This is a genomic window from Nocardioides sp. (assembly GCF_036493135.1).
GTDB lineage: Bacteria > Actinomycetota > Actinomycetes > Propionibacteriales > Nocardioidaceae > Nocardioides.
This window is the reverse complement of sequence record NZ_DASXQG010000054.1, coordinates 32108-54158: the sequence shown is the minus strand read 5'-3', so window position 1 is coordinate 54158 and position 22051 is coordinate 32108. Positions and strand designations below refer to the sequence as shown.

19 protein-coding genes are annotated in these 22051 nt (G+C 71.2%); 10 read left to right on the top strand and 9 right to left on the bottom strand.

All coding sequences use genetic code 11. From position 1 onward, the window contains the following. Window positions 1–2: 2 nt before the first annotated feature. A complete protein-coding gene (gene trpD, locus VGJ24_RS10005; RefSeq protein WP_331500420.1) occupies window positions 3–1043 on the top strand; it encodes an anthranilate phosphoribosyltransferase in 1041 nt (346 codons plus the stop codon). Here the strand turns inward: trpD and VGJ24_RS10000 are convergent. From VGJ24_RS10000 to VGJ24_RS09980, 5 genes are all read right to left on the bottom strand, one after another. Continuing rightward, the gene (locus tag VGJ24_RS10000; protein ID WP_331500419.1) at window positions 1032–2399 is read right to left on the bottom strand and encodes a hypothetical protein; all 1368 of its coding nucleotides are present in this window, start codon (window positions 2397–2399) and stop codon (window positions 1032–1034) included. The two genes, trpD and VGJ24_RS10000, sit on opposite strands and share 12 nt — an antisense overlap. 85 nt (window positions 2400–2484) lie before the next feature. Continuing rightward, the gene (locus tag VGJ24_RS09995; RefSeq protein WP_331500418.1) at window positions 2485–3189 is read right to left on the bottom strand and encodes a glycosyltransferase family 2 protein; all 705 of its coding nucleotides are present in this window, start codon (window positions 3187–3189) and stop codon (window positions 2485–2487) included. Between the two features lie 62 nt (window positions 3190–3251). Further along, window positions 3252–4109 carry a DUF3097 domain-containing protein gene (locus tag VGJ24_RS09990; RefSeq protein ID WP_331500428.1) on the bottom strand — a complete coding sequence of 286 codons (858 nt, stop codon included), beginning with the start codon at window positions 4107–4109 and terminating at the stop codon, window positions 3252–3254. 61 nt (window positions 4110–4170) lie between these two features. After that, a complete protein-coding gene (locus VGJ24_RS09985) occupies window positions 4171–4446 on the bottom strand; it encodes a hypothetical protein (RefSeq protein WP_331500417.1) in 276 nt (91 codons plus the stop codon). A 65-nt stretch (window positions 4447–4511) separates the two neighbouring features. Continuing rightward, entirely contained in the window at window positions 4512–5363 is an 852-nt protein-coding gene (locus VGJ24_RS09980) for an MBL fold metallo-hydrolase (RefSeq protein ID WP_331500415.1), read from the bottom strand. An 82-nt stretch (window positions 5364–5445) separates the two neighbouring features. On the opposite strand from VGJ24_RS09980, the gene hrcA reads away from it, so the two are divergent. Genes hrcA through VGJ24_RS09965 form a run of 3 tightly spaced genes read left to right on the top strand, consistent with a single transcriptional unit; the run spans window position 5446 to window position 8398 of the window. After that, window positions 5446–6462: a heat-inducible transcriptional repressor HrcA gene (gene hrcA, locus VGJ24_RS09975; RefSeq protein ID WP_331500414.1), complete on the top strand. Its 1017-nt coding sequence runs from the start codon at window positions 5446–5448 to the stop codon at window positions 6460–6462. Between the two features lie 13 nt (window positions 6463–6475). Next, window positions 6476–7648, top strand: a complete 1173-nt coding sequence (dnaJ, locus tag VGJ24_RS09970; protein WP_331500413.1) for a molecular chaperone DnaJ — start codon at window positions 6476–6478, stop codon at window positions 7646–7648. Window positions 7649–7657: 9 nt separating this feature from the next. Beyond that, a complete protein-coding gene (locus VGJ24_RS09965; protein WP_331500412.1) occupies window positions 7658–8398 on the top strand; it encodes a 16S rRNA (uracil(1498)-N(3))-methyltransferase in 741 nt (246 codons plus the stop codon). A gap of 109 nt (window positions 8399–8507) precedes the next feature. Here VGJ24_RS09965 and VGJ24_RS09960 read toward each other — a convergent pair whose 3' ends face one another. After that, window positions 8508–9572, bottom strand: coding sequence for a GerMN domain-containing protein (locus VGJ24_RS09960; protein WP_331500411.1), 1065 nt, complete (start codon window positions 9570–9572; stop codon window positions 8508–8510). After that, window positions 9569–10108: a SigE family RNA polymerase sigma factor gene (locus VGJ24_RS09955; RefSeq protein ID WP_331500410.1), complete on the bottom strand. Its 540-nt coding sequence runs from the start codon at window positions 10106–10108 to the stop codon at window positions 9569–9571. Before VGJ24_RS09955 ends, VGJ24_RS09960 begins: the two co-directional genes overlap by 4 nt. Before the next feature lie 97 nt (window positions 10109–10205). Between VGJ24_RS09955 and VGJ24_RS09950 the strand changes: the two genes are divergently transcribed. The 5 genes from VGJ24_RS09950 (at window position 10206) to VGJ24_RS09930 (ending at window position 14686) form a co-directional block, all read left to right on the top strand. After that, window positions 10206–10544 (top strand): histidine triad nucleotide-binding protein, encoded by a 339-nt coding sequence (locus VGJ24_RS09950; RefSeq protein ID WP_331500409.1) that lies wholly within the window; start codon window positions 10206–10208, stop codon window positions 10542–10544. Further along, window positions 10529–11737: a hypothetical protein gene (locus VGJ24_RS09945; protein WP_331500407.1), complete on the top strand. Its 1209-nt coding sequence runs from the start codon at window positions 10529–10531 to the stop codon at window positions 11735–11737. The genes VGJ24_RS09950 and VGJ24_RS09945 overlap by 16 nt, the downstream gene beginning before the upstream one ends. 97 nt (window positions 11738–11834) lie before the next feature. Beyond that, entirely contained in the window at window positions 11835–12911 is a 1077-nt protein-coding gene (locus VGJ24_RS09940; RefSeq protein WP_331500406.1) for a PhoH family protein, read from the top strand. A 13-nt stretch (window positions 12912–12924) separates the two neighbouring features. Then, window positions 12925–13377, top strand: a complete 453-nt coding sequence (gene ybeY / locus VGJ24_RS09935; RefSeq protein ID WP_331500405.1) for an rRNA maturation RNase YbeY — start codon at window positions 12925–12927, stop codon at window positions 13375–13377. Between the two features lie 7 nt (window positions 13378–13384). Further along, a complete protein-coding gene (locus tag VGJ24_RS09930; RefSeq protein WP_331500404.1) occupies window positions 13385–14686 on the top strand; it encodes a hemolysin family protein in 1302 nt (433 codons plus the stop codon). 28 nt (window positions 14687–14714) lie between these two features. Here the strand turns inward: VGJ24_RS09930 and VGJ24_RS09925 are convergent, their stop codons facing one another. Together VGJ24_RS09925 and VGJ24_RS09920 are read right to left on the bottom strand one after the other, a co-directional pair. Continuing rightward, on the bottom strand, window positions 14715–20750 hold the full coding sequence (locus VGJ24_RS09925) for a chitobiase/beta-hexosaminidase C-terminal domain-containing protein (RefSeq protein ID WP_331500403.1): 6036 nt from the start codon (window positions 20748–20750) through the stop codon (window positions 14715–14717). After that, on the bottom strand, window positions 20747–21010 hold the full coding sequence (locus VGJ24_RS09920; protein ID WP_331500402.1) for a hypothetical protein: 264 nt from the start codon (window positions 21008–21010) through the stop codon (window positions 20747–20749). Before VGJ24_RS09920 ends, VGJ24_RS09925 begins: the two co-directional genes overlap by 4 nt. Here VGJ24_RS09920 and VGJ24_RS09915 point away from each other — a divergent pair. Continuing rightward, window positions 21009–22034 carry a hypothetical protein gene (locus tag VGJ24_RS09915; protein ID WP_331500401.1) on the top strand — a complete coding sequence of 342 codons (1026 nt, stop codon included), beginning with the start codon at window positions 21009–21011 and terminating at the stop codon, window positions 22032–22034. The two genes, VGJ24_RS09920 and VGJ24_RS09915, sit on opposite strands and share 2 nt — an antisense overlap. The last annotated feature ends 17 nt before the right edge of the window (window positions 22035–22051 follow it).

The window sequence follows — 22051 nt, the reverse complement described above, 5'->3', positions numbered from 1 at the left end:
TCGTGGGCGCCACGGCGTACTCCTGGGGCGAGGTGCTGGGATCCCTCGTCCAGCGCCGCGACCTGACCGGCGAGCAGGCCGCGTGGGCGATGGGCGAGATCCTGTCCGGCGCCGCCACGCCTGCCCAGATCGCCGGCCTCGCGGTCGCCCTGCGCGGCAAGGGCGAGACGATAGAGGAGGTCACCGGTCTGCTGGACGCGATGTACGAGGTGGCGACGCCACTGACGATCCCGGGTCGCGCGCTCGACGTCGTCGGCACCGGCGGTGACCGCTCGATGAGCGTCAACATCTCCACGATGGCGGCGATCGTCGCCGCCGGAGCCGGCGCGCGCGTCGTCAAGCACGGCAACCGGTCGGCCTCGAGCCAGGCCGGCTCCGCCGATGTGCTCGAGGCGCTCGGCATCCGGCTCGACCTCTCGGCCGACCGGGTCGCCCGTCTGGCCGAACAGGTCGGCATCACGTTCTGCTTCGCGGCCGCGTTCCACCCGGCCCTCCGCCACGCCGCGGTCCCTCGACGCGAGCTCGCGATCGGTACGACGTTCAACCTGCTCGGCCCGCTGGCCAATCCGGTGAAGCCGGACGCCCAGGCCGTCGGGTGTGCCGACTCGCGCCTGGCACCACTGATGGCCGGCGTGCTCGCCCGACGCGGGGTCGACGCCTGGGTCTTCCGTGGCGACGACGGGCTCGACGAGCTGACCACGACGACCACGTCGCAGATCTGGGTGGTCCACGACGGGATCGTGACGCCGTCCACCGTCGACCCGTCGGTGCTCGACATCCCCCCGGCCACCTCGTCGGACCTGCGCGGCGGCGACGTCCACCACAACGCCGACGTCGTACGCCGTGTCCTGGAGGGCGAGCCCGGGCCGATCCGCGACGCCGTACTGCTCAACGCCGCCGCGGCGCTCGCGGTCTACGACCAGCCTGCGGCCTCGGTCGAGGACGCCCTGCCGGCGGCCTTCGCCCGGGCCGGCGAGTCGGTCGACTCCGGTGCGGCCGCCGACGTCCTGACCCGCTGGGTCGCGGCGGCCTCAGCCGACTGACCCGCCCAGCTGCGCGACCGCGGGCGCCGGCGACCGCCAGTCCGCCGGGGCGCGCAGCATCATCAGCGACTCCGATCGGTGCACGACCGACCAGCCCTCCTGGCCGGTCAGCTCGTAGGCGAGCCGCGACATCGGACGCAGCAGCGCCACTCGGGCGCCCGAGGCACGCAGGTCCCGCTGCCAACCCGGCGAGAGCAGCAGGAGGCCGGTGTTGCGATCGAGCTCCGCGGTGGTGAACGTGTCGCCGTACCCGTGCATCATCAGGTCCAACCGCGGATAGCGCCACATCAGGTAGCCGCCCAGGCTCCAGTCGTCGAGCACCTTGGTACCGGTGGGGAGCGTGCCGAGCGCCGGGTCCGCCCAGCGCGGCACCGCGAGTGGGTCGTCGGCGGTGCGGGGAACCGCGACCGCGAGGGCGACCAGGGCGAGGACCGCTGCAGCCACGACCGCGCGGACCTCGCGCGACCTCAGGGGCGTACGACGACCGAACAGCGCCTGCAGGGGCCCGGCCGCAAGCGGCGCCAGCATCGCCGCACCCACCGGCACGGTTCGCTCGGAGTACGCCGCGAACACCCCGGCGAGGACGATCAGCAGGGTCTCGGTCCAGGGGTTCTCCCGACGTCGCCACAACCCGGCCAGGGTGGCGGCGAGCAGGACGGCGAAGCCGGCGGACGGCCACGAGATCCAGTCCGGCGGGAGCCACTCGGAGAAGTAGGCGCGACGGGAGCCGACGGCGAGCACCGCGCCATACAGGGCGGGGCCGACGGGAGTCACGGCAGCCGCCGCGGCGCAGGCCGCGGTCACGGCCGCGGACCGCAGCACGACCGGTCGGTGCGTGCGGTCCAGGGCGAGTCCCACGGTCGCCAGCGCCCCCACCATCAGCGCGATCGGCCACATCCCGTGCAGCATCGCCCACAGCCACACCAGCGGCACCAGCCACCATCGCACCCGGTGGTCGTCGAGAGTGCGGAGCCAGGCGGCGACGACGAGCGCCGTCATCAGGTAGCTGATCACCTGCGGGCGCATCGACAGGCCGCTCTGCATGGCGAAGAGCGAGATGGCCGTCACCGGCATCGCGACCAGCGGCTCGGCGCGGACGCGCGCCGCGGCGTACACCCCGAGGAAGAGCAGCACCTCGAGCAGCCCGGACAGCCAGGCGACACCGGACAGGCCGAACCGGTCCTCGGTCTTGGCCATCACGATCTCCGACAGCCACTGCGTCGGCACCCAGTCGGCCGTGGCGAACGAGCTCACGCTGCCCGGATGGCGCAGCGACCAGCCGTGCAGGAACTCGTGCCCGAAGCGGAGGTGGAAGTAGGTGTCGGTGTTGGTCAGCGGCCGCGCCGTGTTGAGCACGAGCGAGACCAGGATGCCGACCAGGACCAGCCACGGGAGTGCCGCCCGGAGACGGGACCACCAGGTGCGGGTCGCCCGCCCCTGCTCAGCCTGCTGAGCGGAGTCGCTCGAGGGCGAGGTCGAAGACGATGTTGAGTGCGTTGACGTTGGACTGCCCCCGCCGCCGCGTCTCATCCGCGTAGTCGATCACGACCGGAGCCTCGGTCCAAGTCAGGCCGTGCCGCGCGATCAGGCCGAGGAGCTGGCTGGCGTGGGCCATGTCGGCGAGCGTGAGGTCGATCTGCTGCACCGCGTGCCGGTTCAGCACGCGGAGGCCGTTGTGGGTGTCGGTCACCTGCAGTCGGGTGGTGGCTCGTGTGAAGGCGATGCCGGCGCGGAGGACGGCACGCCGGACGGCGGGCACCTCGGTGTCGGGGGTCAGGAAGCGGGAGCCGAGCACGACGTCGACACCGGTCTCGCGGGCCGTGGCCAGGACGGACAAGGCGTCCTCGACGCGGTGCTGGCCGTCGGAGTCGAAGGTGACGACGTAGCGCATGCCCGGGGATGTCAGCGCGTAGGCGAAGCCGGTCTGGAGCGCCGCGCCCTGGCCCAGGTTGCCGGGGTGGCGGACCACATGCGCACCGGCGGCACGAGCGAGCTCAGAGGTGCGGTCCGTGCTGCCGTCGTCGACGACGACGACCCGCCCGAACTCGACCCGGAGCCCGGAGACGACGGTGGCGACGCGCGCCTCCTCGTTCAAGGCAGGCACCACGACCGTCACGTCGGCGTGCGGCACCTGAGGATCCGGCATGGCCGGAGCGTAAGTCGCTGCTGAGCGCCACGTGGGTGGTTCGGAGAAGTTTGACCGACCGGCTAGTCGGCCTGGTCCGAAGGGGTGACGAAGTCGATGAGCTCCTCGACCCGGCCGAGCAGGGCCGGCTCGCAGTCGGCGTACGACGTGACGCGCGACAGGATCTGCTGCCAGGCGCGTGCGAGGTCGGCCTGGTCGGCGTGGGGCCAGCCGAGCGCGGCGCAGACCCCGTGCTTCCACTCGACGTCGCGGGGTACGTCGGGCCACGCGGCCAGGCCGAGCCGTTCGGGCTTCACACCGGCCCAGACGTCCACGAACGGGTGTCCCACGACCAGCACGTGTTCGCCGACGGGGGAGCGGCGTACGTCGTCGGCGATCCGGCTCTCCTTCGAGCCCGGGACGAGGTGGTCGACCAGCACGCCGACGCGGCGACCCGGCCCGGGGGCGAAGTCGCGCAGCGCCGAGACGAGATCGTCGACGCCCCCGAGGTACTCGACGACGACGCCCTCGACGCGCAGGTCGTCGCCCCAGACCTTCTCGACGAGCTCCGCGTCGTGCCTGCCCTCGACGAAGATCCGGCTCTCGCAGGCCACTCGTGCCCGTGCGCCCGGGACCGCCACCGACCCCGACGCCGTACGTCGCGGCGCGGACGGCGCCGACAGGGTCACCGGTGCCGTCAGGACGACGGGTCGACCATCGAGCAGGAAGCCGGGGCCGAGCGGAAAGCCACGCCGCCGGCCGCGCCGATCCTCCAGGGTGAGGGTGGCCAGGTCGCGGTCGACGGCGACGATCTCACCGCAGAAGTCGGTCATCGCCTCCTCGACCACCAGGCCGAGGGTCGCCTCGGCCGGGGTCGCCCTGCCGCGCGCAGGTGCTCGCCGGTCGGAGGCGAGCACGTCTGAGCCGTAGCGGTCGGGGATCACCGGTCCACGCTAGGAGGCGTCCCGTCGAGCGCCGTGAGGCGCGCCGGACTCCGATGAGTCAGTCGGTGTCGCCCGACTGGTGGTCGTGGTGCTCGGAGGACGCCGGCCCGGACGACGCGTCATCGTCGCCTCCCCCCTTCCCGGCGTCCTCCGAGCTCCTGCTCGAGGTGCCGGCGGTGTCCCGGAGCAGGTCCTCGGGCACGTCGTCGCCGGCGGGCTGTGCGAGCGGGTTCTCCTCCGTCGGCCGGAGGTCCTCGGGCAGGTCCTCGTCGGGCACGCTCAGCGGACCGTCGTCGGCCCGGTCGTCGTGCTGCTCGGAGTGCTGCTCGCTCATGCCTTCCGTTCTAGGCCGCGGTTGCAGGCCGCCGCAACCCCCCGAAGGGTGGCGGGTCACGGTACTCAGACCAGGGGCAGCGCGCGCCCGGCCGGCGGGAGCTGGGCGTAGCCGCGGATGACGGCGTTGGTCAGCCCCTCGCGCGGGAAGGGCCACTCGCCCTCGTCCAACGCCCGGTCGGCGGTCACGCCGGCGGCCGCAAGGTCGCGGACCGTCTGCGCCGTGATCGCGATGTCCTGGCGCTGCTGCTCGACGAAGTCTCGGTCGACCAGCGCTCCGTGACCGGGGACGACGACCGTGTCGCGGCCGACCAGGTTGATCACGACGTCGAGGGTGCCGGGCCAGTCCAGCGGGTGGCAGTCCACGCCGTACGCCGGCGGGCCGCTCTCCTCGACCAGGTCGCCGGCGAGCACGACGTCCGCGTCCGGCACCCGGATCACGGCGTCGCCCGCGGTGTGCCCGCGTCCGGGGTGGGCCAGCTCGACCTGCCGGTCGCCGAGGTCGAGCACCTTCACCGACGAGAAGGTGTGGTCGGCCACCACGATCTCCGTCTCGAGCACCTCGTCACGGTGCGGGTCGTCGTGCTCCTCCGCGAACCGCTCCTTGATCCGCTCGCCCGCGTCGACCGTCTGCTCGGCGGCGACCTCGTGTGCGTGGATCGGCACCTCGCCGTACGCCGCGCGGAACGCGCCGTTGCCGAAGGTGTGGTCGAAATGCTCGTGGGTGTTCACGATCGCGGTCACGTCGCCGATCCCGAGGGCGCGGACGTCCTCGACGATGGCCCGGGCGGCGCGGGCCGACGCCTGGGTGTCCACGACGAGGAGGCCGGCGGAACCACGGACCAGGCAGACGTTGAGGTCGTACCACTCCTGTCGGGCTACCCACACCCGGTCGGCCACCTCCACGAACTCCGTCACGGTTCCCGACCCTAGTAGGCTTGGCACTCCGGGCTGGTGAGTGCCAGCCCGTGACATGGTCGGGCGCGGCGAGGAGGTGGCGATGCAGGACGAACGCCGGCTCGCCGTGCTCCGGGCCATCGTCGAGGACTACGTCGCCACGCAGGAGCCGGTGGGCTCCAAGGCCCTGGTCGAGCGGCACGGGCTCGGCGTCTCGCCGGCCACGGTCCGCAACGACATGGCCGCGCTCGAGGAGGAGGGCCTGATCACCCAGCCCCACACCAGCGCCGGCCGCATCCCGACGGACAAGGGCTACCGGCTGTTCGTCGACCGGCTGACCACGATCAAGCCGATGACGCCGGCGGAGCGTCGCGCCATCGCCACGATCCTCGACGGCGCGGTCGACCTCGACGACGTGGTGCAGCGGTCGGTGCGGTTGCTGGCCCAGCTGACGCACCAGGTCGCGATCGTGCAGTACCCCACGCTGTCCCGCTCCACAGTCCGGCACATCGAGCTGGTCGCGCTGGCTCCCGCGCGGTTGCTCGTGGTGCTGATCCTCAGCTCGGGGCGGGTGGAGCAGCGGCTGGTCGATCTCGCCGTACCGATGGAGGACGAGGGCGTGGCGGCCCTGCGCGGGCGGCTCTCGGCCGTCCTCAGCGGGCGGACGGTCGCGGAGGCCACCACGGCGCTGGAGCTGCTCGAGGAGGCACCCGGTGACGGCGGAGTGCAGACGGTGGTCGCCGAGACGCTGGTGGACGCGATGTCCGACCACCGCTCGTCGGAGCGGGTCGCCGTGGGCGGGGCGGCCAACCTGGCCCGGTTCGGTGACAGCTTCGAGCTGGCCGTCCGGCCGCTCCTCGAGGCCCTCGAGGAGCACGTCGTCCTGCTCAAGCTGCTCGGCGAGGCCCAGAGCGGCGGCCTGGTCACGGTCCGGATCGGACACGAGGGGCCCTACCAGGAATTCGCGAGCACCAGCGTCGTCTCGACGGGATACGGCCCTGCCGACGAGGCGGTCGGCAACCTCGGCGTCGTGGGTCCCACCCGCATGGACTACCCGGGGACGATGGCATCGGTGCGCGCGGTCGCCCGCTACGTCTCCCGCATCCTCGACGAGGCATAAGGAGCCCCTGCGCATGTCCGACCACGATCTCTACGAGCTGCTCGGCGTTCCTCGGGACGCCGACACCGAGACGATCAAGAAGGCCTACCGACGGCTCGCCCGCCAGCTGCATCCCGACGTCAACCCCGACCCGGCGACGCAGGAGCGGTTCAAGGAGGTCTCACGCGCCTACGAGGTGCTGAGCGACCCGCACAAGCGCGCGGCGTACGACCGCGGGGGAGACGTGTTCGCGAGTGCCGGCGGCTTCGGTGCCGGGTTCTCGTTCACCGACATCATGGATGCGTTCTTCGGCGGTCAGACCGGGCCGGCGGGCCGCGGTCCGCGACCGCGGATCCACCGCGGTCAGGACGCCCTGATCCGGATGGAGGTCTCCCTGGCGGAGGCGGCCTTCGGCGTCTCGCGGGAGCTCAAGGTCGACACCGCGGTCGTCTGTACGACGTGCGACGGCGAGGGCACCGCACCCGGCACCCATCCGGTGCCGTGCGAGACGTGCCGCGGCACCGGCGAGGTGGCCCACGTGCAGCGCTCCTTCCTCGGCGAGATCCGCACCCTCCGGCCGTGCTCGGCATGCCGTGGCTACGGCACCCTGATCCCCGACCCCTGCCGCGAGTGCTCCGGCGACGGCCGGGTGCGCGCGCGCCGATCCATCACCGTCAAGATCCCGGCCGGAGTCGACACCGGCACCCGCGTGCAGCTGGCGGGTCAGGGCGAGGTCGGCGCCGGCGGGGGGCCGCCCGGAGACCTGTACGTCGAGGTACACGTCGTCCCGCACGAGATCTTCACCCGCGAGGGCACGACGCTCCACTGCGCGGTGACGGTGCCGATGACCGCGGCCGCGCTCGGGACGACACTGACCCTGCCCACGCTCGAGGCGGACTCCGAGCCCGACACGGGAGTGGAGACCTCGTTCGAGCTGGACATCAGGCCGGGTACCCAGTCGGGGAGCGAGCACACGCTCCGCGGACGCGGGGTTCCGGGGCTGCGGGGAGGCCGCGGTGATCTCGTGGTGACCGTCGTGGTCGAGACGCCGAGCCGCCTCGATCCGCGGCAGGAGGAGCTCATGCGCGAGCTCGCCGCGATCCGCGGCGAGGAGAAGCCCGACGGGCGCCTCGCGCCGAACCGGCCCTCCGGCTCGGTGTTCGGGCGCATCCGGGATGCCTTCAACGGTCCTCCCACCCGGCACTGAGCCGACCCGATGACGCTGCCGGTCCACTGGGTCGAGTCGCTGGCCGGCGTACGCCGCGGTGATCCGGTCGAGGTGGACGGCGACGAGGCGCACCACGCCGTCGCCGTACGCCGGATGCGTCCGGGCGAGGGTGTGGTCGTGACCGACGGCCGCGGGCACCGTCTCACCGGCACCGTGGCCGAGACCGGGAGGCGCCGGTTGGTGGTGACCGCCGACGACGTCGAGAGGCTGCCCGAGCCGACGCCGGCCGTCACCGTCGTCCAGGCGCTGCCGAAGGGTGACCGCGGCGAGCTGGCGGTGGAGCTCCTCACCGAGATCGGGGTGAGCCGGGTCGTGCCCTGGGCCGCTTCGCGGTCGGTCGCGGTCTGGCGGGGGGAGCGCGCCGCGAAGTCACTGACCCGCTGGCGCTCGACCGCGCGAGAGGCGGCCAAGCAGTCGCGCCGCGCGTGGTTCCCAGAGGTGACCGAGCCGGCGACCATCGGCGAGGTGTCGACCCTGCTGTCTGCCGCGGACCTGGCCGTCGTGCTCCACGAGACGGCCACGACGTCCCTGGCCGCGGTCGACGTGCCCGAGTCCGGGTCGCTCGTGGTGGTGGTCGGCCCGGAGGGCGGGCTGACCGGCGAGGAGGTCGCGGCGTTCGCGACGGCCGGGGCGCGCGCCGTACGCCTGGGTGACGAGGTGCTGCGCACGTCGACCGCGGGGCTGGCGGCGGTCGCGGCCCTGCTGGCCCGCACGCCGCGCTGGACGTGACCGGCGTACGCCTCAGCCGAGGTGCAGGGGCTGCTCGTCGCTGACGGTCAACGACGGAGGTCGAGGGAGAGCGCGACGGTGACGGCCGGTGGTCGACGTTCCATGCCGGCTACCTCAGGACGACGACGCGGGTGTCGGTGGCCGGGTCACCGCGCCCGCCGGGGTCGTCGTTCGTCGCCATGAGCGTGTAGGCGCCGGGCGGCAGGTCCGAGGTGTCGAGCACGACCCGCCAGGGGTACATCCGGTCGCGCTTGCCGAAACCGTCGGCGGCGCCGGACCTGGTCAGCACGGTGTTCTCGCCGGACGAGCTCTTCCGGACGAGCCTGATGCTGAGCCTGCCCTTGACGCCGTTGTTGGTCCCGCTCACGACGAGTCGGCCGGCTTGGACGAGCTGGCCCTCCAGCGGCTCGCCGATGTTGATCTTCGAGAGCACGTCGCCCGCTCGGCCCGGCCCGACGGGGTGCGTGGTCGGCACACCGAGGATCGTGGGAGCCGGCTTGCCGTGGCGGAGGAACTGCACCTTGATGTCGCGCCGCCCGGTCGCGCCCTGGAGCGTGTAGACCGCCTGCTGCACCGTCTCGTACGCCGTGCGCTGCGACATCGAGGTCGGGCGACCGGCCGGGATGGGGCCGAGCTCCACCCGCACGACGCCGTGCTTGGCCGAGGCCGAGACCAGCGTTCCCGGGTACCACCCGGTGCGGTAGTCGGGGTCGGTCGGGCGGTCCATCAACGCCGAGACGGCCAGGTCCAGCGGCCTCTCGCCGGAGCTCAGCGGCACCGTCTCGCGGTAGAGCACGTCGCCCTGCGGGCCGTGACCGAGGAAGTACACCGCCAACGGACGGGCCTGCGCTCTGGTCGAGCTGCCCGGTCCTTGGGTTGCGGCCGGATCCGTGGCCGTTGCGGAGGGCACCGCGGTGCCACTGTCGGTCGCCGGGCCGAGATCGGTCGCCTTCTCACCGGCGACGGAGGTCAGGTAGGCGACGATGCCGATCACGGCTGCGGTCGCGACGATGCCGGCCGCGGCGTACCACGAACGCGGTCGAGACATGGGGACCACCCGAGGGCTGGGGTGCACCGAGGCGCGCAGCTCGTCGAGCCGGTTCTCCGGCTCGATGTCGGAGACCGCGTCGGACAGCAGCCCTCGCAGCCGGTCGTCGTGGACAGGGTCGCTCATCGGGTCTCCTCGAGCTCCGCGCCGAGGTCGGCGCGGAGAGCTGCGGCGCCACGCGACGCGTGGCTCTTCACGGCGCCGCGGCTGATCCCGAGCATGTCCGCGATCTCGGCCTCCGCGAGGTCGAGGTAGTAGCGCAGGGCGAGCACCTCTCGCTGACGGCGGGGGAGGCGGCGAAGGGCGTCGAGCACGGTGGCGCGGCGCGCGTGGTCGTACGCCGTGTGGTCGGCGCCGGCAGTGGGTGGCGAGGGAGCCTCGCGCTCCGCGTGCCGACGGACCACCGAGAGGTGGCGCAGGTGCGAGCGGGAGCGGTTGACCACGCTCTGCCGGAGGTAGGCCAGGGCCTTGTCCGGGTCGTGGAGCCGGTTCCACTTGCCGTGCACCGCGATGAAGGAGTCCTGCACGATCTCCTCGGCGGTCCCGACGTCGTGGACGAGGAGGACGGCGAGGCGCACCAGCTGGCGCCAGTGAGCGACGTAGAGCAGCTCGAGCGCGTCGTCGGCGCTCCAGCCGGACGTGTGGCCCCGGGTAGGAGCCATCAGCCGGACCTCCGCATGGCCGATCACGGTAGTAGCACGCCCGCCCGTCGCCTGAGGTTTACGTCGTACTGTCGCCGAATCGTGAAACGATGAGGCCGTGGCCGACTGCCTGTTCTGCCGGATCATCGCCGGCGAGATCCCCGCCGACGTGGTCGCCGAGACCGAGAGCGCCCTGGCCTTCCGCGACGTGAACCCGCAGGCGCCGCTGCACGTGCTGGTGGTCCCGCGCGCGCATGTCGCGAACGCCGCGGAGCTGGCCGACACCGACCCGGCGACCGTGGCGGAGCTGGTCCGGGTGGCCCGTCAGGTCGCCGTGGACGCCGGGTACGAGAACTACCGGACCGTCTTCAACACCGGCGAGGAGGCCGGCCAGTCGGTGTTCCACGCACACCTGCACGTGCTGGCCGGACGACGGCTGGCATGGCCTCCCGGCTGAGCCCGCGGGCCGCGGCGGTGGGCGCCGCTGCGGCAGTGGGCGCGCTCGCGGTGGCCCTGGCGATCGTCGCTGCCTCCGGGAACGGCGCGGCGCCGGCCGCCGGACCGGTGTCATCTTCGACGGGACGCACCACGTCGTCGGTCCATCTGCAGGCGCATCCCGTCGCCGCGGTGAAGCCCCGGCCCCTACGAGCGGGCGAGAGCCGGATGACGCTGCGGATGTCGCGGCCCTTCCAGCCGTCCGCGCCGAACGCCGTCGGCAACGACGACTACCGGTGCTTCCTGCTCGACCCGCACCTCTCCCGGAACCGTTACCTGACCGGCACGTTCGTCGAGCCGGGCAACCGCAGCGTCGTGCACCACGTGATCCTGTTCCGGGTCGACCCGAACCAGGTGGCAGCCGCCCAGCAGCTCGACGCGAACGATCCCGGTGAGGGCTGGACCTGCTTCGGGGACAGCGGCCTGCCGAACAGCAACAACCTCGACAACGCCCCGTGGCTCGGCGCCTGGGCGCCCGGTGCGCAGGAGTCCGTCGACGCACCGGGGTACGGCGTACCGCTGGCGGCCGGGAGCCGGATCATCATGCAGGTCCACTACAACCTGCTCGGCGGGTCCGGTACCGACCGGTCGGCGACCCTGCTCCGGCTGGCGCCGCCGTCGGCGCACCTGACGCCGCTGGAGACCATGCTGCTGCCGGCACCCGTCGAGCTGCCGTGCCGCCCCGGCCATACCGACAACCCGCAGTGCGACCGCACGACCTCCATCGCGGACGTCGTGCACCGCTTCGGGCCGGTCGGTCAGACGAACAACTGGTTGAGCGTGCTCTGTGGCGAGCAGCGTGACACCGAGGTCACCACCTGCGCCCGCACCGTGAACAGGACCACCACGATCCACGCGGTCGCGGGCCACATGCACCTGCTGGGCCGCTCGATCAAGATCCAGGTCGATCCGGGCACGCCGAAGGCGCGGACCATGCTCGACATCCCGGTGTGGGACTTCGACAACCAGGCGGCCAAGCCGATCAAGCCGGTCACGCTGCACGCGGGGGAGACCGTGAAGGTCACCTGCCGCCACGTGCAGTGGCTGCGCGACCGGCTCCCGGCCTTCGCCGGCCAGCCCGACCGGTACGTCGTGTGGGGCGAGGGCACCACCGACGAGATGTGCCTGGGCATCCTCACGGTCACCCACCCGTGAGCACGTGCGTCGTACTCCGCCGTGCCGCCGAACCGGGAACCGTCCTTCGGCAAAGCGTTGGGTCGTCGGGGGTGGCCGCCCGTAGCATGGAGGCAAGATGACAGAGAGCCAACAGACAGATCACGCCCACCACGATCAGCAGGGCACCCGACACACCGTCGTGGTGCCCGGCAGCATCGACATGGTCCGCCTGCTCGGGCCCGGCGACGACCACCTCGCCCTCATCGAGCGGTCCTTCGACCTACGGCTACACGTGCGCGGCAACCGGATCACGCTCGAGGGCGAGCAGGGTGAGGTGGCCCTGGCGGAGCGGCTCCTCGACGAGCTGGTCACGCTGATCCGCTCCGGGCAGGGGATCACCACCGAGACGGTGGAGCGTGTGCTCGCGATGCTGCGTGCCGAGACCACCGAGCGCCCGGCCGACGTGCTGTCCCTGAACATCCTGAGCAACCGCGGCCGGTCCATCCGGCCGAAGACGCTCAACCAGAAGCGTTACGTCGACTCCATCGACAAGCACACGATCACGTTCGGCATCGGCCCGGCCGGCACCGGCAAGACCTACCTGGCGATGGCCAAGGCCGTGCAGTCGCTCCAGGCCAAGCAGGTCAACCGGATCATCCTGACCCGTCCGGCCGTCGAAGCCGGCGAGCGGCTCGGCTTCCTGCCCGGCACGCTCAGCGAGAAGATCGACCCCTACCTGCGGCCGCTGTACGACGCGCTGCACGACATGGTCGACCCCGACTCGATCCCGAAGCTGCTCGCCGCCGGGACGATCGAGGTGGCGCCGCTGGCGTTCATGCGCGGCCGCTCGCTCAACGACTCGTTCATCATCCTCGACGAGGCGCAGAACACCTCGCCGGAGCAGATGAAGATGTTCCTGACCCGGCTCGGGTTCGGCTCCAAGATGGTGGTCACCGGCGACGTCACCCAGGTCGACCTGCCCGGCGGCGTGAAGTCCGGGCTGCGCGTGGTCGAAGGCATCCTGAACGAGGTCGACGACGTCTCCTTCCAGCGACTCACCGCCCACGACGTGGTGCGGCACAAGCTGGTCGGGGCGATCGTGGCGGCGTACGACGAGTTCGACGCCCGGCAGCCGCGGGTCACCCTTCATGACAGCTCGTCCCGCGCCTCCTCGGTGCGAGCGCCCGGTTCGGCCGGCGAGGACGCCAGGTGAGCAGGCTCTGACCATGAGCATCGAGGTGCTCAACGAGTCGGGCGTCGAGCTCGACATCCCGCGGCTGGCCGCGCTCAGCCGGTTCGTGATGGACCAGCTGCGCGTCCACCCGCTGGCCGAGCTCTGCATCAAGGCCGTCGACGAGCCGACGATCGCCGCGCTCAACGAGCAGTGGATGGAGAAGGAGGGCCCGACCGACGTCCTCGCCTTCCCGATGGACGAGCTGCGGCCCGGCCTGGTCAACGAGGCGCCCGAGGAGGGCGTCCTCGGCGACCTCGTGCTCTGCCCGGCCGTCGCCGAGAAGCAGGGGGCGACCGCGGGCCACGGCACCGAGGCGGAGATCGAGCTGCTGACGGTCCACGGGATCCTGCACCTGCTGGGCTACGACCACGCCGAGCCCGAGGAGCACCAGGAGATGTTCGGGCTCCAGGATCAGCTCCTCGCCGCCTGGCGCGCCGAGTCGTGACCGACCGGTGAGCGACCCGACCGAGAGTCCGACCGGTCTCGTCATCGCCGGTGCGCTCGTCGTCCTGGCCGGCGTGTTCTCGGCCGCCGACGCCGCCCTCACGTCGTACTCCCGGGCGCGGGCCGAGGAGCTCGTGGGCGAGGGCCGGGCCGGAGCGAAGCGGCTGGTCACGCTGCTCGACGACCGGGCTCCGTACCTCAACACCGCGATCCTGTTGCGGTTGCTCTGCGAGACCGGTGCCGCGGTGCTGCTCACGCTCGTCGTACTGCGGTGGTACGACGGCTCGGTCTGGCCGACCTTGGCGACGTCCGTCGCCGCGATGACCCTGCTCCTGTTCGTCGTGGTCGGCGTGGCCCCACGCACGCTCGGCCGCCAGCAGGCCGACCGCGTGGCACCGGTCGCGGCGGTGATCCTGACCTTCGCCACCCGCATCCTCGGCCCGATCCCGCAGCTGCTGATCCTGATCGGCAACGCGATCACGCCGGGCCGGGGCTTCCGCAGCGGCCCGTTCTCGACCGAGACCGAGCTGCGCGAGCTGGTCGACTACGCGGAGGCGTCGGCGGTGATCGAGTCCGGCGAGCGGGCGATGATCCACTCGGTCTTCGAGTTCGGCGACACCATCGCGCGCGAGGTGATGGTGCCGAGGGGCGACGTGGTCTACATCGAGCGGTACAAGAACCTCCGCCAGACGCTGTCGCTCTTCTTGCGCTCGGGCTTCTCTCGGGTGCCGGTGATCGAGGCGAACCTCGACGACATCGTCGGCTTCGCCTACCTCAAGGACGTCGTACGCCGTGACTTCGACGACCCCGACGTGGAGTTCACCCAGCGCGTCGACGAGGTGATGCGACCCGCGCTCTACGTGCCCGAGTCCAAGCCCGTCGACGCCCTGCTGTCCGAGATGCAGGCCTCGCGTCAGCACATCGCGGTCGTCGTCGACGAGTACGGCGGCACGGCCGGGCTGGTCACGATCGAGGACCTGCTCGAGGAGATCGTCGGCGAGATCACCGACGAGTACGACGCGGACCAGGTCGAGACCGAGTCGCTCGCGGACGGGTCGGTCCGCGTCTCCTCACGGTTCCCGATCGACGACCTCGACGAGCTGCTCGGCATCGACGTCGAGGACGAGGACGTCGACTCCGTGCTCGGGCTGATGGCCAAGCAGCTCGGTCGCGTGCCGATCCCGGGCTCCCACGTGGAGGCCCACGGCCTCCGCTTCGTCGCCGAGGCCGCCATGGGTCGCCGTAACAAGATCGAGAGCGTGCTGCTCAGCCGGCTTCCGGACGAGGCGGAGCCGGTCAGCCGGGACTGACGTCCGCGCTGCGCGTGACCACCCGGGCTCAGACGACCATGGACCCGAAGGTTCGCGCGAGCATCAGGCGCACGCTCACGAGGATCGTCCGGCTGTTGGTCGACTCGACGTTGCCGGCGACGTCCCAGGACCGGAACCGCACGACCGTGGTGGTGCTGATCGTCAGCGGGCCCGTGTACGTCGGGCTGGTCAACGACGGCGTCGACCCGTTGGTGGTGTAGTGCGTGCTGGACACGCCCGAGCCGGTGCCGTCCGTCGCGTTCAGCGTGACCGACACCGCGGAGGAGTACGTCGAGGACGCGCAGGTGCCGCCGTTGCAGGCGATCGACGTCGTCGGAGCGGTGCCGTCGACCTGGATCTGCTGGGACTTGACGGCCTCGGCATTGCCGGCCCGGTCGGTCGAGAAGAACTTCACCGTGCGGGTCTGGCTGATGGTGACGGCTCCGGTGTACCTCGGGCTCGACGTCGTCGGGGTCGACCCGTCGGTCGTGAAGTACGTCGCAGCGACACCGGACCCACCGGTCGGGTCGGATGCCGTCAGCCTCATCGTCACCGAGGTGCGGTACCACCCCGTGGAGCAGGTGCCGTTGTTGCACGTGATCTTCGTCGTCGGCGCCGAGCCGTCGACCAGGACCTGACGCGACTTGGCCGCCTCGCGGTTCCCGGCGAGGTCGACCGAGAAGTACCTCACCGTGCGGGTCTGGCTGATGGTGAACGGTCCGGTGTACCTCGGGCTCGACGTCGTCGGAGTGGACCCGTCGGTGGTGTAGTAGGTCGCGTTCACGCCCGACCCGCCAGCGGGGTCGGTCGCCGGCAGTGTGATCGACACGGTCCCGGCGTACGTACCGGTGGAGCAGGCGCTGCCGTTGCAGGCGATCGACGTCGTCGGAGCGGCGCCATCGATCTGGACCTGCTGGGACTTGACGGCTTCGGCGTTGCCGGCCAGGTCGACCGAGAAGTACTTCACCGTGCGGGTCTGGGTGACGTTGAAGGCTTGGGTGTACCGGGTGCTCGACGTCGTGGGAGTCGACCCGTCGGTGGTGTAGTAGGTCGCAGCCAGGCCCGACCCACCGGTCGGGTCGGTCGCCGCCAGTGCGACCGACACCGTCGCGGGGTACCAGCCGGTCGAGCAGGCGCCCCCGTTGCAGCCGACCGTCGTCGTCGGCGGCGCTCCGTCGACCTGGACCTGCTGGGACTTCACGCCCTCGGCGTTCCCCGATCTGTCGACGGAGTAGAACTTCACCGTCGAGGTGCTCGCCAGCGTGAACGGGCCGCTGTACTGGGTGCTCGACGTCGTCGGTGTGCTGCCGTCGGTCGTGTAGTAGGTCTGGGCGACGCCGGACCCGGTGGGGCCGTCCTCGGCCGCCAGGGACACCTGGATGTTGCCGGGGTACCAGCCGGAGCACGGCGCGCCGGTGCAGGCGATCGTCGTGGTGGGCGCGGTCGTGTCCGGTGGCCGGGGCTTCCCGTGGCAGTTCGTCGTGCCCGAGTCGGTGAACGTGCCCTCGTCCGGCACGAAGGTCCACTCGTAGGACCCGTTGTGCAACGACATCCGGAGGATCCCGTGTGTGGAGTCGTCCACCACCTGACTGGTCGGCAGCTGGGCGCTGGGTGTGTCGAGGCCCTGACCCCCGGTGCCCACGATGAACTCACGGACCCCGGAGACGGTGTCGGGCTGTCCCGCCCCGTTCATCTGCGCGAACCGCTCGTACCAGTGCGAGTCGCCGTTCAGAACGACGTCGACGCCGCCGTCGTACATGTCCTGCCAGATCGGCTGCATGAAGTCGTTCCCGCCACCGGCGGTCGAGGTGAACCGCGGGTTCTGGTAGTACGCAAGGGTGCACGACGAGGTGTTCGCCGCGAGGTCCTGCCGCAGCCACTGCTCCTGCGCCGAGCCAGCCGCGCACGTCGCGGCGTTGCCCTCGCACGGTGCGGTGTTGATGGCGACGACGTGCCATTGGCCGAGGTTGTAGCTGTAGTAGCCCTTGGCCGGGTCTCCGGCGGAGGCGCCGAAGTACTGGTAGTAGGCGCCACCCGGCGTCGACGGACAGTCGGTGCCGCCGGTCGTGGCGTAGTCCGCGTCGCCCGGCACCGGATGCGTGATCGACTTCAGCACGCCCCACGTCGGATCGTAGGACTCCGCGAAGGCGGAGGCCCCGCCGCAGCTGTACTGGTCGTCGCCGAGCGGCAGTACCGCGTCGACCCCCTCGAGCAGCTTCGCGGTGTGGGCGGCACGACAGTCGGTGTCCGTGCCCAGGCCGGAGTTGAACGCGATCTGGTTCGGGTCGCAGGCGATGTCACCGGCGGCGCCGACGACCGGATCGGTGCGAGGTGCGACCTGGACCGTGAGCGTCGAGACCGGCTCGACGTTGCCCGAGTTGTCCACCGAGAAGAACTTGAAGGTCGTGTTGCTGTTGATCGTGAACGCCTGGCCGGCCTTCGGGCTCGACGTGGTCGGCGTCGACCCGTCAGTGGTGTAGTAGGTGGCGGCGACGCCGGAGCCGCCCGGGTCGGTCGCCTTGAAGTCGACCGTGACCGAGCCTGAGTACGACGTCGGAGCGCACGCGGACGCGTTGCAGGTCATCGTCGTGCCCGGCGCCGCGGTGTCCGGCCCGTTCATGACCTGGGACACGGTCTGTACGACGGTGCGCGCCGGTGCGCCGCCCGTCTGCCCGGCGTTCTGCAGCCAGTCCAGGAACGTGTTGAGGGTCGTCAGCTCGATCGGGCCCCAGTCGTTGATGCAGAAGCTGTAGTTGTCAGGGTCCAGCTGCTGCGAGCAGATGTCGTGGAAGACCAGCGGCACCCACCCGCCGCCGTGTTGGGCAGCGGCCGTCACGGCCGCCTGCAGGTGGCTCAAGGTCAGCGGAGGAACGTTCGCGGGGGTGCCCGTGGGCGGATCGTAGAGGGTGCGCAGTGCGTAGCGGTCGTGTGGCGCGATCGTCTCGGAGTAGACGGGGCCCTGACCTTCGCCGGCGACATCAAGACCACCGGCAGCCCGAGCGCTGGTGTAGCCGCAGCTCTGCACGACGTTCTCGGCCTGGGTGTCGTAGGCCCCCGTCGGGTAGCCGAAGCTCGTGGGGTCGAACCCGTGGGCGATCAGGTCCTGTCGGGACTGGCACACCTCATAGGTCAGCTGGTTGAGGTCCGTCATGCCCTTGAGGCTGACGTGGTTGACGGTGTGGCTGCCGATCTCGTTGCCGTCGTTGTTGAGGGCGGTCAGCTGGCCCCACGTCATGTGCTGCTCGTCGACGTCGTTCGCGCCGGTGACGTCGTAGAAGGTGCCGACCATGTGGTGCGGCTTGAGGGCGTGCTTGTCGGCCAGGGTGTAGTGCGTCAGCAGGCCGTCGTCGAACGTGAGGGACACCACGACCTTCGGCGGATCCACGACGATCTGCTGCGACTGCACCGGCTCGGCGTTGCCGGCGAGGTCCGTCGAGAACCACTGGACGGTGTAGGTGCCGGCAGTGCCCAGCGTGAACGGCCCGTTGTAGGCGGCGCTCGAAGCGGTCGGAGTGGAGCCGTCGGTGGTGTAGTACGTGCTGGCCACGCCCCAGCCGGTGCCGTCGTCGGCGGTCAACGAGACCTTGGTCGACCCGTTGTAGCCGCTGGTCGTGCAGGGCTGGCCGTCACACGCGATCGTCGTTGTCGGCGGTGTGGTGTCCTGCGCGAGAGCGGCCGTGACGACGAGCGTGTTCGGGTTCTCGGCATTGCCGGCGTGGTCCCAGGAACCGAACGTCAGGGTGGTCGTGCTCGTGATCGGGATCCGGCCCGTGTACGTCGGGCTGGACAGGGTCGGCGTCGAGCCGTCGGTGGTGTAGTGGGTGCTGGCGACGGCCGACCCGACGTCGGTCCCCGACAGGGCGACGTACACCGTCGAGGTGTAGGTCCCGCTGTCGCAGGCCGAGCCGTTGCAGGTCGCCGTGGTCACCGGAGCGCTGGTGTCGGCCCCGATCGCCGCGTCGCGGACGGTGCTCAGGACGGCGCCGGCCGGGGCGCCGCCGCTGCCCGCCTGGCCCATCCAGTCGAGGAAGGAGTTCAGGTCCGACAGCTCGATCCAGCCCGACGCGCCAGTGCAGGCGGTGTAGGCGTTGGGGTCCTCGGTCTGCGAGCAGACCCGGGTGATGACCGCCTGGGTCCAGCCTCCGCCGCTGGAGGCAGCTCCGTTCACAAGTGCCTTCAGGTTGGCCAGGGTCACCTGCCCGCCGGGGGCGTAGGCGCGTGTCGAGTACCACGCGTTCGGCGGCAGCTTCTCGGCGTAGGTGGGACCCGTCGGCGACAGGGAGCCGGCGCTGCGGGCGACGCCGTACCCACAGTTCTTCACGATGTCCCGGATGGTCTGGTCGTTCGCGCCCGCGCCACCTGGGTAGGCGAACCCGACCGGGTCGAGACCGTGCTGGCGTAGCGCCGTTCGGTCGTCACACACCTGGGACGTCGGGTTCGGGTCCGTCGTGAGGTTCGTGGCGTTGACGGTCTTGCCGCCGATGTCGTTGCCGGCCGCGGCCAGGTCGCCGAGCTGGCTCCAGGTCATGGTGTTGCCGGACGCACTCACGGTGCCCGAGTTCACGTAGAACGTGGCCGTGTCCCCGTGCGGCTTGAGGGCCTTGAGGTAGCCCAGCGTGTACTGAGCGACGGTGCCGTTGTCGAACGTGAGGGACACCTTGGTCTTGACCGGATCGACCGTGACCGACTGGGATTGCACCTGCTCGGCATTTCCGGCGCGGTCGGTGGAGAAGTACTGGATGGTGCGGGTGCCGGGGGAGCTCAACGTGAATGGCGCCGTGTACGTCGGGCTGGTGGTCGTGGGTGTCGAGCCGTCGGTCGTGTAGTACGTCGCGGCCACCCCGGACCCGCCCGTGTCCGTCGCGGCGAGCTTGACCGTGACCGTGGCGACGTACGCCGTGGACCCACAGGCCGCGTCGTTGCAGGAGATGGCCGTGCTCGGCGCAACGCCGTCCGACGGTGCCTGGATGACCTGCGTCTGGACGGACTCGGCGTTGCCTTGGTAGTCCCATGACCGGAACTTCACCGTCGTCGAGCTGGAGGCGCCGTTGACGTTGAAGGCACCTGTGTACGTCGGGCTGGTGAGCGTGGGGTCGCTGCCGTCGACCGTGTAGTGGGTGCTGGCGACGCCTGACCCGGTGTCGGTGGCGAACAGCGTCACGCTCACCACACCCGAGTACGGCGCGCTCGAGCACGCAGCGGCGTTGCAGGAGATGCTCGTCGACGGGGCGGTGGTGTCCACCTGACCGACGACGGCGCTGAGCGGCTTGATCTGGGCACCCGTCGGGGCGCCGCCCGATTGCCCGGCGTTCGCCATCCAATCGAGGAAGGCGTTCAGGTCCCCGAGCTCGACGTGCCCGCTCGCGCCGCTGCACGAGGTGTAGTTGGCGGGGTCGAGGCTCTGGGAGCACACGCGGCCGATCACGAGCTGCACCATGCCCCCGTTGACCGCGCCGGTGGTGACCGCCGCCTGCATGCTCGCCAGCGTCACCGTGCCTGGTGCATAGGCCCTGGTTGCGAACCAGTTCGCCGGTGGCAGTGACTCGGTGCCCGACACGATGCCTCGCGCGTTGCCGTAGCCGCAGTTCTTGGCGATGCCTTGGACGGTCGCGTTGTTCGCCCCGCCCGGGTACGCCAGGCCGACCGGCGTCAGCCCGTGCGACACGAGCGCGGCCCGGTCGTTGCAGACCTGGGCCGTCGGGTTCGGGTCGGTGGTGAGGTTGGTGGCGTTGACGGTCTTGCCACCGACGTCGTTGCCGGCGGTGGCCAACGCGCCCAGCTGAGCCCAGCTCATCTGGGCCGGCCCACCCCCGACGACTCCCGAGCTCGCGTAGAACGTCGCCTTGGCACCGTGCGGCTGGAGTGCCTGCGAGTAGCCCAGGGTGTACTGACTGATCGCCGCGTTGTCGAAGTCGAGGACGACGTACGTCGGACCTGCCGCCCGCGCAGCAGTGGGAGTCGCCAGTGCCGCAAGACCTCCTGCCGCGAGCACCAGGGTGACGAGCCGGCTGAGCCGGGACCTCGCCCGTCGTGGGTTCCGTACGGGAATCGAGAACCGGCTCATGCTTCTCCCCATCTCAGGTGCTCACTACGCGGCAGACGTGCGTCGCGCACGGCAGCCACGGTATGGACGGCGAGGGTGGTGCGACTCCACCAATCGGCGTACGCCCGTACACCGTTGTCACCAGACGCGGCGGCGTGCGGGCGCTTGGCCTTGACCAGCACGGGACGAAGGAGCATCGTCGCCACCTGCCCGCGACCGGAGGCACCCACCAGGATCGGACGGCCACCGGCCACGAGGCGGTCACGGTCGGAGGTCCTCATGCCCATCGTCATGCGCCACTGGCGGCACACCCTCGTCGCGCCTGCCGTCGCCGTCGTCCTGCTCCTGACGGTCGCACCGAGCGACGCCGTTCCGGGCGCGCGCTCCGGCCCGGACCTGACTGCGCTCGGCGCCCTGTCCGCCTCGCCGCCGCGGGCGTCGGGGTACTTCAAGACCACGCCGGTCGGAGCCTGGCGATCCTTGCCGACCGGCCGGCAATGCGCGAAGCGCGTGCACCTCTCGAGGTGGGAGCCCCGACCGGACAATGCCGGTCCGAACAGCCGGATGCCGAGCCGGCGCCGGGTGCACGCGGCGTTCGCGGCCCGCCCGCTCTCCGGCGACGGGAGCTTCAAGCGCAAGTGGGACACCTGGCTGCTGCCCCGAGTGACCGGTCACTACACGGGCACGACCGACGAGATCTTCCAGTGGGCGGCCTGCAAGTGGGGCATCGCCGACAACCTGCTGCGCGCGATCGCGGTGCGCGAGTCCACGTGGTACCAGTACGAGGTCTACAAGTCCGGACGCTGCGTCACCGACTGGGGTTGCGGGGACATGATCGACCAGGCCACCTCGGCGACCCGGAAGTACTGCGGTGAGATCAGTCGGAGGGGCCACGACTACCAGGCCGACTACGGGTCCGGCCTGTGCCCCGAGACCTTCAGCATCGCCGGTGTCATGTCATGGGAGGACCCGAGCTGGGGTCGGATGAAGGGCAATCAGAACGGCACCTTCCCGTTCAACCGCAACTCCACGGCTTTCGCCGTGGACTATCTCGCCGCAAACCTGCGTGGCTGCTACCAAGGCTGGGAGCCCTGGCTCTCCGGGGCCGGCCCTGCCAAGTACGCGGCGGGAGACCTCTGGGGCTGCGTCGGGAACTGGTACGCCGGGGAATGGCGCACCCAGCGGGCGCTCGGCTACATGCACCGCGTGCGCAGAGAGCTCCGCAACCGGACGTGGCTGGAGGCGGACTGGAAGCACATCAAACCGTCGTGCTCCAGCACCTTCGGATGCCCCAGGGGAAGTTGACCTGGTCACCCGTGGTC

Excerpts from the sequence above, each read along its gene's own strand:
- VGJ24_RS09985 (WP_331500417.1), bottom strand. The coding sequence starts at position 4,446 with ATGAGCGAGCAGCACTCCGAGCAGCACGACGACCGGGCCGACGACGGT.
- VGJ24_RS09960 (WP_331500411.1), bottom strand. The coding sequence starts at position 9,572 with ATGAGCGACCCTGTCCACGACGACCGGCTGCGAGGGCTGCTGTCCGAC.
- VGJ24_RS09965 (WP_331500412.1), top strand. The coding sequence starts at position 7,658 with ATGACGCTGCCGGTCCACTGGGTCGAGTCGCTGGCCGGCGTACGCCGC.
- hrcA (WP_331500414.1), top strand. The coding sequence starts at position 5,446 with ATGCAGGACGAACGCCGGCTCGCCGTGCTCCGGGCCATCGTCGAGGAC.
- ybeY (WP_331500405.1), top strand. The coding sequence starts at position 12,925 with ATGAGCATCGAGGTGCTCAACGAGTCGGGCGTCGAGCTCGACATCCCG.
- VGJ24_RS09955 (WP_331500410.1), bottom strand. The coding sequence starts at position 10,108 with ATGGCTCCTACCCGGGGCCACACGTCCGGCTGGAGCGCCGACGACGCG.
- VGJ24_RS09915 (WP_331500401.1), top strand. The coding sequence starts at position 21,009 with ATGCCCATCGTCATGCGCCACTGGCGGCACACCCTCGTCGCGCCTGCC.
- VGJ24_RS09995 (WP_331500418.1), bottom strand. The coding sequence starts at position 3,189 with ATGCCGGATCCTCAGGTGCCGCACGCCGACGTGACGGTCGTGGTGCCT.
- VGJ24_RS09945 (WP_331500407.1), top strand. The coding sequence starts at position 10,529 with ATGGCCTCCCGGCTGAGCCCGCGGGCCGCGGCGGTGGGCGCCGCTGCG.
- VGJ24_RS09920 (WP_331500402.1), bottom strand. The coding sequence starts at position 21,010 with ATGAGGACCTCCGACCGTGACCGCCTCGTGGCCGGTGGCCGTCCGATC.
- VGJ24_RS09940 (WP_331500406.1), top strand. The coding sequence starts at position 11,835 with ATGACAGAGAGCCAACAGACAGATCACGCCCACCACGATCAGCAGGGC.
- dnaJ (WP_331500413.1), top strand. The coding sequence starts at position 6,476 with ATGTCCGACCACGATCTCTACGAGCTGCTCGGCGTTCCTCGGGACGCC.
- VGJ24_RS09925 (WP_331500403.1), bottom strand. The coding sequence starts at position 20,750 with ATGAGCCGGTTCTCGATTCCCGTACGGAACCCACGACGGGCGAGGTCC.